Source organism: Halomonas sp. (assembly GCF_052095695.1).
Taxonomy (GTDB): Bacteria; Pseudomonadota; Gammaproteobacteria; order Pseudomonadales; family Halomonadaceae; genus Vreelandella.
On the sequence record NZ_JBQDLQ010000031.1, the window covers coordinates 25294 to 40060 of the forward strand.

The following is a 14767-nucleotide window of genomic DNA, read 5'->3' on the forward strand; positions in this document are numbered from 1 at the left end:
CCTAACTAAGATCGCCTCCACGCCCTGCTCGGGGGTAACGTCGGCGAGCACTTGCCCTCGGCCTTGGACGCTGCCGGCTTGCAACGACGTGATGGGGTTTTCGTAAGAAGTAGCTGTCGAGCTGTTATCTCTGCTCACTCTCCACGCGGAAAGCGCTGATTCTCTTCTAGTACGTTGAGATCCATATGGTTGCGCATGTAGCGTTCTGAGGCCACCTGGAGCGGCTGGTAATCCCAAGGATAGTAGGCACCATTGCGCAGCGCTTCGTAGACGATCAGTCGACGCGCCTGGCTCTCGCGTACATCGGCGTCGAAGCGAGCCATGTCCCAGCGTCCATGGCAGTGTTGCTGGAACTCGGCAAGCAGTTCGGCATGCGCTGGATCCGCAGCCAGATTGTTCAATTCCTGCGGGTCTTCTTCGAGATTGAACAGCTGAGGCGGATCAAGCTCGCAGTGGTTGAATTTGTAGCCCCCCTGGCGGATGGTCACCAACGGTGCATAGCTGCCCTCGGCGGCGTACTCCATATAGACCGGCGTCTGACGGCTGCCCCCTTGCATAAGCGGCAGTAGCGACTCACCGTCGGTCCACGGTTCGATCGCGCTAAGGTCGATACCCACTAGGTCGGCCAAGGTAGCATTAACATCCATCGCCGATACTGGATCGTCAACCCGGCGCGGTTCGATCCCCGGCGCGCTAATCATCAACGGCACGCGCGATGAACCTTCGTAGGGGCTCATTTTGAACCATAATCCGCGCTCCCCGAGCATATCGCCGTGGTCGGAAACGAACAGGACAATGGTGTTGTCGAGCATGCGAGTGCGCTCAAGCACATCGAGAATGCCGCCCACTTTGTCATCAATGTAGGACAGGTTGGCAAAATAGCCCTGGCGCGCGCGGCGGATATTCTCGGGCTGAATTGCGAACTTGGTGTAGTCGTTGGCATTGAAGAGACGCTGCGAATGCGTATCCTGCTGATCGTAGGGAATCTCGCTGACTTCCGGCTCAAGGTGCTCGCAGTCGTTGTAGAGATCCCAGAACTTTCGCCGCGCCACGTAAGGGTCGTGCGGGTGAGTGAAACTCACGCACAGCGCCCAGGGGCGCCCCTCATGATCACGCGCCAGATCGTAGAGCTTCTGCTCGGCATGGAAAGCGACCTCGTCGTCGTACTCCATCTGATTAGAGATTTCCGCCACGCCCGCGCCCGTCACCGACCCCAGGTTGTGGTACCACCAGTCAATACGCTCACCGGGCTTGCGGTAGTCCGGCGTCCAGCCAAAGTCAGCTGGATAAACATCGGTGGTCAGGCGCGACTCAAAACCATGTAACTGATCCGGGCCGACGTAGTGCATTTTTCCCGTAAGGCAGGTCTGGTAGCCAGCACGGCGCAGATGGTGCGCCCAGGTCGGAATACTTGAGGGGAACTCAGCGGCATTGTCGTAAACGCCGGTTCGAGATGGAAGCTGACCTGACATAAACGCCGCGCGCCCCGGGGCACACAGGTAGCTTGGGGTATAAGTATTGCGAAAACGCACCGAACGCTTGGCCAGTGCTTTTAGGTGTGGCATGTGCAGAAAATCCGCTGGTCCATCATCAAACAGCGTGCCGGTAACCTGATCGGCCATCAGCACCAAAATATTGGGTTGTGTCATTACCGCTCCAGTGTTGTTGAAGTTGGATATCGCAGGTTCAGCATGCATTTATTTACGCAGAGCAAATGCGCTAACTTAACTGTATCAATGTCAACGCAGCACATCTTCTCCTTTAAGTAGTGTAAAAATCGCCTCAGCCCCCTGTTCAGGCGTCACATCGCTAAGCAGTTGCCCGCCGCCACTATCGGCCTTGGCGGCAGCTGCCTTGAAACGGTCACGCGCCGAGGCTGACTTGACGATTTTAAGCCGCTTGGGCCGCTTGCGCGCTGGCTGAACACGCCACTGGGTTTGTAGCTCGTCAACCACGCTGGCGCAGGCACAATCAGTTAACTCACCGCGTCGCGCCGGGCCGAACGCGCTCTGGCGAGCGGCCGGCGCACTACTATCCACCATGGCGATGGCTGGCAAGCGTACCTGCAGGCGGCGGCGTTTACCGCGTGGCAGGGCCTGCAGCACTGTCGCAACACCCTGCTCAATGCTTTCGATTTCCGCCAGGCCACTGACTACCGTCCATCCCAATGTCTCGGCCAGCAGGTAGGGCACCAGGCCCGAGCCTTCTCCCGTCTCGGCGCGCGTTCCGGCCAGTACCAGTTGCGGCGCGGAGAATCGCAGTATGTTGGCCAGGGCCGGGACGACATCGGCGTCTGCGTCCTGCGGAATGTGTGTGGCCCTGCTGACCCCCATGCCCAGATAGCCACGCATGGCTTCCTCACAGGCATCACCATCGTCGCCTGCATGGATGAGCTGAACGCTGGTGTCACCCAGGGACAGTGCCATTTCCACCGCACGGGCATCGTGATCGGCACGCCGTGCCCGTGCGGTCAGTGGATGACGCCCCACCGATACCAGAATGGCAATGCTGAGACCTTCGCTATTTATTGACGTGGCGTTATGCGGCATCGCGGTTCTCCTGCTGCTGCTCTCTATAACCCTCGACGCGTGCGACCAGCGCGGCGAGGATCTCACCGGCATCGCCAATGACGGCAAGGTCGGCGCGCTTGACCATATCGCACCGCTCATCCAAGTTAATGGCGACGACCTTATCACAGCTCTGAATACCCTGGAGGTGCTGTATGGCCCCCGAGATGCCCACCGCGACATAGACACGCGCGGACACCCAGGTGCCCGATGCGCCTACCTGACGATCGCGGGCCATAAAGCCATCGTCCACGGCAACGCGCGATGCCCCCTTCGCTGCCCCCAACACCTGGGCGGCGTGGTGATAGCCTTCCCAATCCTTGACACCATTCCCTGCCGACAGAATGAACTCCGCCTCTGCCAGCGATACGCTGGCCGGATTTACGGGGACTTCCCCCATGTCCTCGATGCGACCCAGTACGTCGAGCAGCGGCTGGGTCAGCTCGACAGGCTGGGCGGCATGGCGTGTCTCGCTGACCGGCTCGGCGCACTCTGCAAGCGCCAGCACCACGCGCGGCAGGTGACGGGTAATATCGCGCGTACCGGCGGCACCGCGTGCCGTACAACGCCATCCGGTGGCGCTATGTTCATCCGCCTCGACCTGCCAGACCTGGGTCGCGGGACGCTCGCCCAGCCGCACCGCCAGGCGCCGACCCTGCTCGCCGCCACCGAGCGGGGAGTCGGGCAGTAGCCAGAAGCGTGGCGCCATCTCCCGCTCTACGGCGCTCAAGGCCGCCAAACGCGCCTCGGGAGCAAACCCCACGTAGGCCTCGCCATCTAGATGCACGACGCGATCAATACCGGCGTCGCCCAGCGCCTGCTCCTTAAACTCGCCAAACAGAATCGCTACCACGGCACCAGGATGCTCACCATCGGCATCCGCCATGTGGCGGGCCAGCCCGAGTAAATCCTTATCGTGATCAGACAATCGCCCGCCGGTCAGGTCAGGCACCACGGCCAACAGGAAGGCGGGATCTTCAATCGTCACTGTTCGGCGGCTGTCTTGAGGAGCCGTCGTGGTCGCGGTGGGCTGCCCGCCTTGCTGAAGGCCACTACGGTCAATACGCTTAACGCCATTGGGGCCGATAAAGCCGACGGCACGAGGGTTCTTGCGCACCATGCCGTTGGGCCCCGACCACTCGCTGAGCGCGCCGCCGCCATTTATTTCGGCAAGCACACTGGCATGCTCGGGGTGCAGACGGTTCCGGGCGATCCACTCGCGACGCGGATCGCGGCGCTGATCGTAGCGAATAGTCTCACTCATACGATCACCTCTTCAGCAGTCGTCGTTGCAGCGGTAGGGCGTGATGCGTTAGACGCACCACCCGCGGGACGCTCTACCAGAGCATCAGCCACCAGTTCAGCTATATCGCGTACCTCGGCACTGGCATCCACCACGCCTTCCAGCATGGCGGTGCACTGGGGACAGCCCACCGCGACCAGCTCGGCGCCGCTCTCTTTGACGTCGTTCATGCGCATATCGGGAATTCGCCGCTCACCGGGGATATCGGTAATCGGTGCCCCGCCACCGCCGCCGCAGCAGCGCGAGCGGAAGCCGGAGCGTTCCATCTCCTTGACCTCGATGCCCAGCGCCTTAAGCACGTTGCGGGGCGCATCAAACTCGCCGTTATAGCGGCCCAGGTAACAGGGGTCGTGATAAGTGACGCTGCCGCCTTTCCAGGGCGAGAAGGTCAGCCGACCGGCCTCATACAGCTCGGCAATGAAGGTGCTGTGGTGGCGAACCTGATAGTCGCCACCCAGCTCGCCATACTCATTGCCTAACACATGAAAGCTGTGGGGGTCGCAGGTCACAATCTGCAAGAAGCGATACTTGGAAAGGGTGGCAATATTGCGCTTCGCTAGGGCCTGGAAGGTCGCCTCATCGCCCAGCCTGCGTGCCACGTCGCCACTGTCGCGCTCTTCAGTGCCCAACACCGCAAAATCCACGTCTGCGGCGCGTAGCACTTTCACCAGGGCGCGCAGGGTGCGCTGGTTGCGCATATCAAAGGCGCCATCACCCAGCCACAGCAGCACGTCAACCTGCTTAATATCCGCCATTAGCGGTAGGTTAAGATCCGCCGCCCAGTTGAGTCGTGAGCCAGGATCGAAACCGCCGGGATTGTCGGTAGCAATCAGATTATCGAGCACCTCGGCGCCTTTATTGGGCGTTTTGCCTCGCTCTAGGGTCAGGTGGCGACGCATATCGACAATCGCATCCACGTGCTCGATCATCATCGGGCACTCTTCGACACAGGCGCGGCAGGTGGTGCAAGACCAAAGCGTATCAGCGTCGACCAAGGCCTTCCCTTCCAGCGCTACGATGGGCCCATGGGGAGTCCCGGCGTGCTCTCCTACCGGCTTGCCAGGGTAGGGCGAGCCAGCATAGGCTGCATCGCTTCCCCCCGCCATACCTACGACCATGTCCTGGATCAGCTTCTTTGGGTTGAGCGGTTGACCCGCGGCGAATGCCGGGCACACCGCCTCACAGCGGCCACACTGTACGCAGGCATCGAAGCCCAGCAGTTGATTCCAGGTAAAGTCGGCGGGCTTTTCCACGCCCAATGGAGCCGCCTCGTCTTCTAGGTTCAGCGCCTTGAGGCCCGTTGAGCGGCCAGCGCCGCCTTTTTTCGTGGAGAAGCGCTCGGCGCGGCGATGAAAAGCTAGATGCAAGGCACCGGCGAAGGCGTGCTTCATGGGCCCGCCCCAGGTCATGCCAAAAAACATTTCGCCCAGGCCCCAGGCCACCACGCCCGCTAACACCAGCGCCAGCAGCCAACTACCACTGCTTTCAATCAAACCGTCGGGCAGCAGACCTACCGTGGGCAGCGTGATCAGGAAGACACCTATTGAAAACGCCATGAGACTCTTGGGCAGGCGCATCCAGGGGCCCTTAGAGAGCCTAGTGGGTGGGTTGATCCGCCGTCGTGCCACGAAGAGGCTGCCGACAAACATGGAAGCGCTAGCCAGCAGCAGTAATCCACCCAGCAGCGGATTAGCAATACCAAGCCCATGCACCAGGATCATCAGCACGGCGGCAGCCACGAAGCCACCGGCGGTGGCCACGTGGGTGTTGGAGATCATTTTGTCACGCCCCACAACATGGTGCAGATCCACCAAATAGCGGCGCGGCAGCGCCACCAGCCCCTTGAACAGGTTAACCCGGGAGGGTCGCCCCTGTCGCCACAGGCGTATACGGCGCACGGCGCCGATCACCACCAGGACCAGGGCGGTGAAAATCAGTATCGGCAAGAGCGTTTCGAGCATGGTGCTCACCTCATCTTTGGTGCCATTGGCTTTGGCGGCGGCGCTGCTCCGGGGGAAGACCTACACGAGGGCGCTGTAAACCCATCCTTGGGCGCTACTTTTGCCATCCCTGGCAAAAGACCCTCGCTACGGTCTACCCCCGGCGCCCCGGCTCTAGCTCAGGTCAAAAGTCCTTGCAGATTCGCAAAGCATCGTAGATGGCCGCGTGGGTATTACGCGGCGCCGTGCAGTCGCCCAGGCGGAAGAGCAAGAAGCCATCTCCTGACTCGCCGCTCTCATCAACCAGGCAGGGCTGCGGCTGGATCGCGTAGAGCGCTTCCAGATCCACCTGGCCTTTGTTGCGAGACTGCTCCTTGAGGGCGTAATAGAGCGCCTCATCAGGACGCACACCGTTCTCAACGACCACCTGATCCACCACGCGCTCTTCCAAAGCACCGGTGTACTCGTTCTCAAGCACCGCTACCAAGCCATCGCCCTCGCGGTAGACCTTATTTAGCATCAAGTCGGAGGACATGATCACCTCCTTCTCGTAGAGACTGCGGTAGTAGGTGGGGAAGGTAGTGCCACCCACCGCCGCGCCAGGCTTGATATCGTCGGTGACGATCTCGACCTTGGCGCCCTTGTCGGCTAGGAAATCCGCCGCCGAAACGCCGGAGAATTCGCAGATGGCGTCATAAAGCAACACGTTCTTACCGGGCGTCACTTTGCCAGAGAGAATATCCCAGGTGCTGACCACCAGGCTCTCCTCGGCATTCTCCGAGTAGCCCCACTCTGGGTGCTGGCTAAGGAAGGGCTGGCCACCGGTGGCGAGCACGACGATATCCGGGCGTAGATCAAGCAGAGTTGCCTCATCGGCGCGGGTACCCAGACGCAGGTCGACTTTCAATCGCGCCAGCTCCAGTTGGTACCAGCGGGTGATACCGGCGATCTGGTCGCGCTGCGGGGCCTGGGCGGCAATGGTGATCTGCCCCCCCAGGGCCTCGGCTGCCTCAAACAGGGTGACGTCGTGACCACGCTCAGCGGCGACGCGGGCTGCCTCCATACCCCCGGGGCCACCGCCTACCACGACAACCTTGCGCTTGGCGCCCTCGGTCTTCTCGATGATGTGGGGCAGGCCCATGTATTCCCGCGATGTGGCCGCATTCTGGATACACAGCACATCAAGGCCCTGGTACTGGCGGTCGATGCAGTAGTTGGCGCCCACGCACTGCTTGATCTGGTCTATCTGGCCCATCTTGATCTTGGCGATCAGGTGGGGGTCGGCGATATGTGCCCGGGTCATGCCGACCAGATCCACATAGCCCCCTTCGAGAATGCGCTGGGCTTGATTGGGATCCTTAATATTCTGGGCGTGAATCACCGGCACGGTGACTACTTCTTTAATCCCTGCCGCCAAGTGTAGAAAAGGCTCCGGCGGGTATGACATGTTGGGAATGACGTTGGCCAGGGTGTTGTGAGTATCACAGCCGGAGCCGATAACGCCGAAGAAGTCGACCATGCCGGTGGCATCGTAATAGGCGGCGATCTGCTTCATATCGTCGTGGGAGAGGCCGTCTGGATGGAATTCATCACCACAGATACGCATACCGACGCTGAAGTCGTCCCCCACTTCAGCGCGCACGGCTTTAAGCACCTCCATACCAAAGCGCATACGGTTCTCGAAGCTGCCGCCCCACTCATCCTCACGCTTATTAACCCGCGGGCTCCAGAACTGGTCGATCAAATGCTGGTGCACGGCGGAGAGTTCAACACCATCAAGCCCGCCCTCCTTTGCCCGGCGCGCGGCCTGAGCGAAGTCGCCGACAATACGCCAGATCTCTTCTTCCTCAATGGTCTTACAGGTCGAGCGGTGCACCGGTTCGCGGATACCTGAGGGTGATACCAGGGTCGACCAGTCAAAACCGTCCCAGCGAGAGCGGCGTCCCATGTGGGTAATCTGGATCATGATCTTGCCGTCGTGCTTATGGACGGCATCCGCCAGATTTTGGAAGTGCGGGATGATGCGGTCGGTTGATAGGTTGACCGAACTCCACCAGCCCTGAGGACTGTCGATAGAGACGATTGAGGAGCCGCCGCAGATACAAAGCCCGCAGCCTCCCTTCGCCTTCTCCTCGTAGTACTTGACGTAACGCTCAGTGGTCATGCCGCCGTCGGTAGCGTGAACTTCGGCGTGGGCGGTGCTGACCACTCGGTTACGAATCGTCTGACTACCGATCTGAATCGGCTTAAATAGTGCATCGAATGCCATGGCGACGACCCTCAGTGCTTAGGCGTAACAACAAACAGGCCGTGCTCACAGCCTTCCTCGGCGCCGCTCTGGGTCTGCTCGGCAAGCGTGCGCAGCGAGCTTCCGCGGGCGCTTATAATCTGATCCATCGCGCCAGCAAACCAGCCGGTAAACATGTACTCGATTTTGCGGTTTACGTTGCCCATTTGGTAGACAAACGCGCTATGCTCAAGGCGTACGCGGGCGGTGCCAGCATCGAGATCGATGTCCTCGGTAATGAAGAGGCCCCAGCCTCGCTGGGATAGGCGCTTCATGTAATGCTCGAAGACGTCTACGCCTTCCAAACCGTGAAGTTCGGCCTCTTTCTCACACCAGTGCCAAGCGCTTTTGTAACCCGCGTGGTAGAGAATGTCGGCGTACTTCTCTGCGCCCAGTGCTTCTTCAACGGCCATATGGTTATTGATAAAGAAGTGACGGGGTACGTAGAGCATCGGCAAGGCATCGCTCGTCCAGATACCTGTTTCACTGTCGACTTCAATGGGGAGTTCGGGAGCAGTCTTGGTCACGGTCGTCTTCCTTAAACTTATATTTGTAAGAGCGTTTGGCTGTTCAAGGACTTCTAGGCCCTTATTCGCCCCAGACGTCTTTTAGGGTTCTCACCCAGTTCTCGCCCATGATTTTTCTAACCTGGGATTCGCTCATACCACGCTTTAACAGCGCTTCTGTCAGATTGGGGAATTCGCCGATGGTGCGAATGCCTTCAGGATTGATAATCTTGCCGAAACTGGTTAGGCGACGCGCGTAGCCCTTGTCGTGGGTCAACCATTCGAAGAAGTTCTGATCATGACCCTGGGTGAAGTCGGTACCAATACCGATAGCGTCTTCGCCCACGATGTTCATGATGTATTCAATCGCTTCGCAGTAGTCGTCGATGGTCGAATCGACGCCCTTTTTGAGAAATGGAGTGAACATGGTCACGCCGACAAAGCCGCCGTGGTCGGCGATGAACTTAAGCTCTGTATCGGACTTGTTGCGCGGGTGCTCTTTGAGCCCGGAGGGCAGGCAGTGCGAGTAGCACACCGGCTTTTTGGATTCGAGGATGACTTCTTCAGAGGTCTTGGCGCCCACGTGGGAAAGGTCGCACAGCATGCCGACGCGGTTCATTTCCGCGACGATCTCGCGTCCAAAGCCAGACAGGCCACCGTCACGCTCGTAGCAGCCGGTGCCGACCAGGTTCTGAGTGTTGTAGCACATCTGTACGATGCCCACGCCGAGCTCCTTGAAGATCTCGACGTAGCCGATTTGATCTTCAAAGGCGTGGGCATTCTGAAAGCCGAAGATGATACCGGTCTTGCCTTCTTTCTTGGCGCGCATAATGTCGGCGGTGGTGCGAACCGGGCATACCAGGTCGCTGCACTCTGCCATTAGCTGTTTGGACGCCACGATATTGTCGACCGTTGCCTTGAAGCCTTCCCAGACCGAGACGGTACAGTTGGCTGCAGTCAGGCCGCCAAGACGCATATCTTCAAGTAATTCACGGTTCCATTTGGCGATAATCAGGCCGTCAATGACGATGGCATCTTGGTGCAACTCAGCAGGGTTCATAGCGTAGCTCCAGAATTGTTTATATAGGAAGCATAGCGTTGCCCTGCTGCTGATCAGCTCTTGGAAACGACGACGGAAATTCCAAAAGCGTCATTAGGCGAAATGCACGCGTGGCAAATATGGCAAGCAGGCGGGTTAAGCGATACAAACGAGGCAAGGGCGCGAAAGGGGGCGCAATATGAACGAGGGCTTAACGTAAAAGGGCTGCCTTTTGGGCAGCTCTGATAGCAATGATGACAGGCCCCGTCAGGTGACGAGCGGTACGCTGGCAAAGGTCGGCTCACCTTGAGCATAGGCAAGTGCCAGAAGGGCACTTGATACCGGTTCGCTGCTCGCCGGTTCTACGCCCCAACGCTTGAGCATTGGCGGCGATTTTTCCTGATGTTTTGGGCCGGAATGAATGCCCCGACGTTCGTCGCGCGGCGGAACACCGAAGCACTCGCGATAGCACTTGGAAAAATGCGGGGTTGAAACAAAGCCGCACACCGAGGCAATCTCGATGATGGAGAGAGACGTCTGTTTGAGTAACTGACGTGCCCGCACCAGTCGCAGCTTGAGATAATACCGGGAGGGCGAGCAGTGCAGGTAGCGCTGGAAAAGCCGCTCCGACTGACGCCGCGAGACGCCAACGTAGCTGGCCAGTTCGTCGAGCTCAAGCGGCTCTTCCAGGTTGGACTCCATCAGCGCAACGATGTCCAGCAGCTTGGGCTGTGTCGTGCCCAGCACATGCTTTAACGGCACGCGCTGCTGATCCTGCTCGTTACGCATGCGCTCGTAGATGAACATCTCGGAGATGCCTGCAGAAATCTCTTTGCCATGATCGTGAGCGATCAGGTTGAGCATCATATCCAGCGGCGCCGTGCCTCCAGAGGCGGTAAATCGGTCGCGATCAATAGAGAACAGCCGGGTTGTCAGCACCACCTTCGGAAACGCCTCCTGAATAGAGGCCAGGCACTCCCAGTGAATGCTGGTTTCGTAATGATCAAGCAGACCTGCCTGACCTAACGCCCAGCTACCCGTACAGATAGCGCCTAAGCGACGTAGCTGGCGCGACTGTGCCTGCAGCCAATGTAGATGATCACGGCTGATACTATGCTGAGGGGCAACGCCGCCACAAACCACCACCCAATCCAGCGACAGCGGTGCGTGCATTGAGGCATCGGGCGTTACATGCAGACCGTCACTTGCACGAACCGGGGACCCATCCTGCGTCAGGGTGTACCAGCGATACAGCTCGCGCCCAGCCAACTGGTTTGCCATGCGCAGAGGCTCAATCGCTGACGCCAGAGAGATGAGGGTGAAGTTGTCCAACAGCAGAAAACCGAGTGTTTGCGGTGGGTTCGAGTAACTTACGGTGGTTGGGTTTTTTACTTGATTAATAGTCATGGTCTATCCCTCTATCCCTCTATCCCTCTATCACCTAAACGTCATTGATTTTATTTTTATTATCGTTTTATATCGCCGGCGTTTTGTTCTGGGTTCCTGCGCTAGATAGTTACTGCCTACAATGTATATTGGCACGGATGACACTTATACTGACAAAGCAATCTGAAAAGCAATTCAATCGATGTCGCAAATAGAACACTGGAGGTCGCCGCTGAGGCGATTAATGGGAATGTAGGGCGGGGCATCAGTGATGAATGAAATGTTCGTTTCAACATTGAACGTCGTTTCAATAAGCCATTGAGTCAAAAGATTTTACATCCAAAAACGCGATAACCTAATAAGCTAAGCAACGAAAGGAGACACTAATGGCCAAGTTTTTCAAGGAGTTTCGCGAGTTTGCCGTTAAAGGTAACGTTGTGGATATGGCGGTGGGGATCATTATCGGCGGCGCTTTTACGCTGATCGTACAAAGCCTTGTCAAGGATGTAATGAATCCTATTATCGGCCTACTGGTGGGTGGGGTTGATTTCTCCAACCTCTTTGTCGTGCTTAGTCAGGGCACCATTGCAGGCCCTTACCCCACCTTAGCGGCCGCTCAGGTTGCCGGAGCAGTCACCCTTAACGTTGGGCTATTTATCAATGCGGTGGTCAGCTTCACGATTGTGGCTTTCGTTGTTTTTATGCTGGTAAGAACGATTAACCGCTTAAAGCGTGAAGAGGTGGAATCACCCAAAAGCCCGGTTGAGAAGCCCTGCCCGCACTGCCTCATGACCGTGCCTATCAACGCCACTCGCTGCGGCCACTGCACCTCCGAGTTGCCTGTGCCCACGGAGGCAGAACAGTCGTCTCTTAATACAGCGTCGACGCCATGACAATCTTAATGGTTTGTTATAAAAAAGGGTGCCCAAAAGGGCACCCGTTTTTATGCAGCTTACTTTAAGCGCGTTTTTTTAGCTGCTTTCGTGTCAGGGGGTTGGCTATCGCTGGCATCGCTTGGCTGGGGCAGCGAGGGCAGCGATTTAGCCAGCATTTCAACGCTGTGACGATAGTACAGCTGGCTCTTATTGTGCTCACCCATACTGGCGTAAAGGCGGGCAAGCTCAGCGCATACTTCTCCGTTGGGGCGCTGGCGCTGGCTGGCTTCGAAGTATTCTAGCGCCTTTTCCCATTTGCCGGTGCGCAGGGACAGCCGGCCACAGGTCAATAGCAGCTCCGGATCATTAGGTCGCTCTTGCAGCCATTTCTCTGCTTTTGCCAGCTGTCGTGCTGGGTCAACCTTCAGCAGGCCGTAGCGTTTGACTAAGCGCGCATCCCAGTGATGGTCGAGCGAATGGTTAAGCAGGCGCTCGGCAATAAACTCTTCATTGGCTTGAATCAGGGCTTCGCAATAAATAGCGATAAGCTCCGTATTGCCGCGCATATAGTCAGGCATATCCGCCCACAGCCCACGCACACGCTCAACGTTGGTTGGGTTTTTGGCTTCAAAGATAATCAGCTCACGGTAAGCTTTAAACTCTAGCTGCTCGCGCTCTGATTGAGAAATCAGCTTTTGCGCCGCCAGCCGTGGAATCAAACGCCGTAGGCCTTCCCAGTCGTTGACGCTCACATGCACTTGTTTCAGCAGCTTAAGCACTTGCGGGTGATTAGAGAGTTTTTTGTCCAGTCGATTCAAGATTGCCAGGGCTTCTTCAGGCTGCTGGCGCTCAATCATCATTTGCGCCTGCATTAGGCCAACGGCGGTATCAGCCCCTTGCGTTGAAAGCTGAGCCTGGTTGAGGTGCTCTTGAGACTTAGCGTGGTTGCCTTGGTAGTGGGCGGCCAGCGCCGCTGATAGGTAATTAACCAGTGGCGTACTGGAGTCATCGGCAGCGTTAGCCAAGGTTTTCTCGGCCTTTTTCCAACGACCTTCGGTTAGCGCGACGAGACCACGCACGGTGCGCTGCATAGCGCGGCGGTTACGTGCACGACTGTTCCAGCTGCGAAAACGGCCCATCGGGCGAATGATGCCGCTCAGCAAGCGCAGGACGAAATGCAGGACAATAAACGCGGCAAACAGCAATACCAGGCCGAACCAAAACGAGGTTTGTATGGAGGAGTCGCCAACGCGGATGAGCCAGTAGCCGGGCACTGCCATCATCATTTGCCCAAAAAGGGCACCGACGGCAAGGCCAGCGACAATCAGCAGAACAAGCTTTCTCATGCATCACCTCCGCTTTGGCCACGCGTTTCATGGCGGTTCTCAATAAAACGCGTGAGTTCCTGCTGAGAAGCGCTGATGTCCGGCAGCTCCGGTTTTATCTCGGCCTGCTGAAGCTCTTGAAGGCGCGCGATAACGTTTTGCGTTTCTTCGCGGTCGGTATCGTAATAGTCGTTTAGAAGCCCGAGCGCTTTATCAAGACTTGCCCGATACAGATCCTGCTCTTCTTTTAGCAGCGCTAGCTGGGACTGCTCTAAGATTAAGCGCAGGCTCTGGCGCAGGTACGACTCTTGTTCGGGCGTCACAAGTGCTTCCAGCGCTTCATCGTGATGGCGAATCACCACCAGGTCTTTCAGCTCTTGACCGAAGCGAGCTAACTGGCGCTGGAACGTACCGGTTGGTGGCTGTTCGATGCCGGAAGTGACCGCGCGCTCTTCGATTTCTTGCGAAAGCCGCAGATTGGCAACCTGCTCCTGCTGAGCATTCAGCGCTAAGTAGAGACCGGTGCGGTCAACCTGGGGTACGCCAGAAAGGGCGGCTAGCTCATTGGCAATCTCGCGGCGTACCGGCGTCAATGCGGGATTTTCCGCATCGACAAGGCGCGCGTCAGCGGTGCGCAGCAGTGCAGCAGCGCCGTTAATATCGCCCTCTAACTGCAGACGTTGATTCGCTAGGCGCAGCAGATACGCGGCTTCGGCGTGCAGCCAATCGCGCTCGTCGGTGTCCTGCTCCTGGGAAAGTTGGTCCAGCACTTGGCCCAAGGTCTCATCGACTTCGCTACGGTAGCTGCCAAATTCGTCGCGCAGCTCGCTGAGCGTACCTTGCAGGGCCTCATCGCGCTCTGCCTCGCCGCCGTCCAGGCGCGATGCCAGATCGCTCACCGACTGTTGCGATGCATTACTTTCGGTCAGCTGGGTCAGCTCATCAATACGCTGCTGCTGGTTCTCAAGGCGCTGCCACCCCTGCCAGGCGACGAGCGCCAATACGATGGCCACGATAATGACCAGCACAATAGCGAAGAGGCCGCCCTTACCGCCACCGCTGCCTTTACCCGTATTACTGGGCGGTGGCGTACCATCGGACGAACTGCCGGTAGAAGATTTTGATGGCGTTGGTTTTGGGGGTGTCGGCATTGCTGATGCCGAGCTGGTCGATGATGCGGTACTTTTTGCGGGCGAAGGTGAACTTGTGGCCTGGGCAGATGAACTTGGCGCGGCAGTGCCTGTCGACGAGGGTGTGGTCGTCATGCTGGCTGCTGACGAAGCTGCGCTATTTGCGCCGCCTTTTCCACGCCGCCGCGAACGGTGGTTGTTAGCACCATTTTGATTATTAACACCGTTTTGAGGAGGCGGCGGTGTAGTCGGCGTGCTGGGCTCAGACGTGCTGCTAGTCGCAGCGGCCATGTCGGTCGTTTTAGGGACGCCTTGAGAGGCATCGGCGGATGTCGGTTGAACATCGCCCTGATCATTTACTTGTTTGCTCATCTGTCGCTAGCCCTTAGTAAGTTCCTTGATCGACATC

General features: G+C 58.1%; 12 protein-coding genes. 2 read left to right on the forward strand and 10 right to left on the reverse strand.

Annotated features, from left to right (window positions below; genetic code table 11):
- Window positions 1–134 precede the first annotated feature (134 nt).
- The 8 genes from betC to ACTH5D_RS08385 all read right to left on the reverse strand — a co-directional run bounded on the left by betC (window position 135) and on the right by ACTH5D_RS08385 (window position 11049).
- Entirely contained in the window at window positions 135–1649 is a 1515-nt protein-coding gene (gene betC, locus ACTH5D_RS08350) for a choline-sulfatase (RefSeq protein WP_441670128.1), read from the reverse strand.
- A 90-nt stretch (window positions 1650–1739) separates the two neighbouring features.
- Window positions 1740–2549, reverse strand: a complete 810-nt coding sequence (gene etfB / locus ACTH5D_RS08355; protein WP_441670130.1) for an electron transfer flavoprotein subunit beta — start codon at window positions 2547–2549, stop codon at window positions 1740–1742.
- Window positions 2539–3831 carry an electron transfer flavoprotein subunit alpha gene (etfA, locus tag ACTH5D_RS08360; protein ID WP_441670132.1) on the reverse strand — a complete coding sequence of 431 codons (1293 nt, stop codon included), beginning with the start codon at window positions 3829–3831 and terminating at the stop codon, window positions 2539–2541. Before etfA ends, etfB begins: the two co-directional genes overlap by 11 nt.
- Window positions 3828–5831 (reverse strand): (Fe-S)-binding protein, encoded by a 2004-nt coding sequence (locus ACTH5D_RS08365; protein ID WP_441670134.1) that lies wholly within the window; start codon window positions 5829–5831, stop codon window positions 3828–3830. Before ACTH5D_RS08365 ends, etfA begins: the two co-directional genes overlap by 4 nt.
- Window positions 5832–5994: 163 nt before the next feature.
- Window positions 5995–8079, reverse strand: coding sequence for a dimethylglycine demethylation protein DgcA (gene dgcA, locus ACTH5D_RS08370; RefSeq protein WP_441670136.1), 2085 nt, complete (start codon window positions 8077–8079; stop codon window positions 5995–5997).
- 11 nt (window positions 8080–8090) lie between these two features.
- Window positions 8091–8624 carry a DUF5943 domain-containing protein gene (locus ACTH5D_RS08375; RefSeq protein ID WP_441670138.1) on the reverse strand — a complete coding sequence of 178 codons (534 nt, stop codon included), beginning with the start codon at window positions 8622–8624 and terminating at the stop codon, window positions 8091–8093.
- Between the two features lie 61 nt (window positions 8625–8685).
- Window positions 8686–9663: a dipeptidase gene (locus ACTH5D_RS08380; RefSeq protein WP_441670140.1), complete on the reverse strand. Its 978-nt coding sequence runs from the start codon at window positions 9661–9663 to the stop codon at window positions 8686–8688.
- Between the two features lie 246 nt (window positions 9664–9909).
- A complete protein-coding gene (locus ACTH5D_RS08385; protein ID WP_441670142.1) occupies window positions 9910–11049 on the reverse strand; it encodes a GlxA family transcriptional regulator in 1140 nt (379 codons plus the stop codon).
- 365 nt (window positions 11050–11414) lie between these two features.
- On the opposite strand from ACTH5D_RS08385, the gene mscL reads away from it, so the two are divergent.
- The gene (gene mscL / locus ACTH5D_RS08390) at window positions 11415–11921 is read left to right on the forward strand and encodes a large-conductance mechanosensitive channel protein MscL (RefSeq protein ID WP_441670144.1); all 507 of its coding nucleotides are present in this window, start codon (window positions 11415–11417) and stop codon (window positions 11919–11921) included.
- A 59-nt stretch (window positions 11922–11980) separates the two neighbouring features.
- Here mscL and ACTH5D_RS08395 read toward each other — a convergent pair whose 3' ends face one another.
- Window positions 11981–13249 carry a heme biosynthesis HemY N-terminal domain-containing protein gene (locus tag ACTH5D_RS08395; protein ID WP_441670146.1) on the reverse strand — a complete coding sequence of 423 codons (1269 nt, stop codon included), beginning with the start codon at window positions 13247–13249 and terminating at the stop codon, window positions 11981–11983.
- On the reverse strand, window positions 13246–14241 hold the full coding sequence (locus tag ACTH5D_RS08400) for a uroporphyrinogen-III C-methyltransferase (protein ID WP_441670148.1): 996 nt from the start codon (window positions 14239–14241) through the stop codon (window positions 13246–13248). Before ACTH5D_RS08400 ends, ACTH5D_RS08395 begins: the two co-directional genes overlap by 4 nt.
- Window positions 14242–14245: 4 nt before the next feature.
- Between ACTH5D_RS08400 and ACTH5D_RS08405 the strand changes: the two genes are divergently transcribed.
- Window positions 14246–14572: a hypothetical protein gene (locus ACTH5D_RS08405; RefSeq protein ID WP_441670150.1), complete on the forward strand. Its 327-nt coding sequence runs from the start codon at window positions 14246–14248 to the stop codon at window positions 14570–14572.
- Window positions 14573–14767 lie beyond the last annotated feature (195 nt).

Coding starts and splice junctions, on each gene's coding strand:
- dgcA (WP_441670136.1), bottom strand. CDS start 8,079: ATGGCATTCGATGCACTATTTAAGCCGATTCAGATCGGTAGTCAGACG.
- ACTH5D_RS08385 (WP_441670142.1), bottom strand. CDS start 11,049: ATGACTATTAATCAAGTAAAAAACCCAACCACCGTAAGTTACTCGAAC.
- betC (WP_441670128.1), bottom strand. CDS start 1,649: ATGACACAACCCAATATTTTGGTGCTGATGGCCGATCAGGTTACCGGC.
- mscL (WP_441670144.1), top strand. CDS start 11,415: ATGGCCAAGTTTTTCAAGGAGTTTCGCGAGTTTGCCGTTAAAGGTAAC.
- etfB (WP_441670130.1), bottom strand. CDS start 2,549: ATGCCGCATAACGCCACGTCAATAAATAGCGAAGGTCTCAGCATTGCC.
- etfA (WP_441670132.1), bottom strand. CDS start 3,831: ATGAGTGAGACTATTCGCTACGATCAGCGCCGCGATCCGCGTCGCGAG.
- ACTH5D_RS08380 (WP_441670140.1), bottom strand. CDS start 9,663: ATGAACCCTGCTGAGTTGCACCAAGATGCCATCGTCATTGACGGCCTG.
- ACTH5D_RS08395 (WP_441670146.1), bottom strand. CDS start 13,249: ATGAGAAAGCTTGTTCTGCTGATTGTCGCTGGCCTTGCCGTCGGTGCC.
- ACTH5D_RS08405 (WP_441670150.1), top strand. CDS start 14,246: ATGACCAGCACAATAGCGAAGAGGCCGCCCTTACCGCCACCGCTGCCT.
- ACTH5D_RS08365 (WP_441670134.1), bottom strand. CDS start 5,831: ATGCTCGAAACGCTCTTGCCGATACTGATTTTCACCGCCCTGGTCCTG.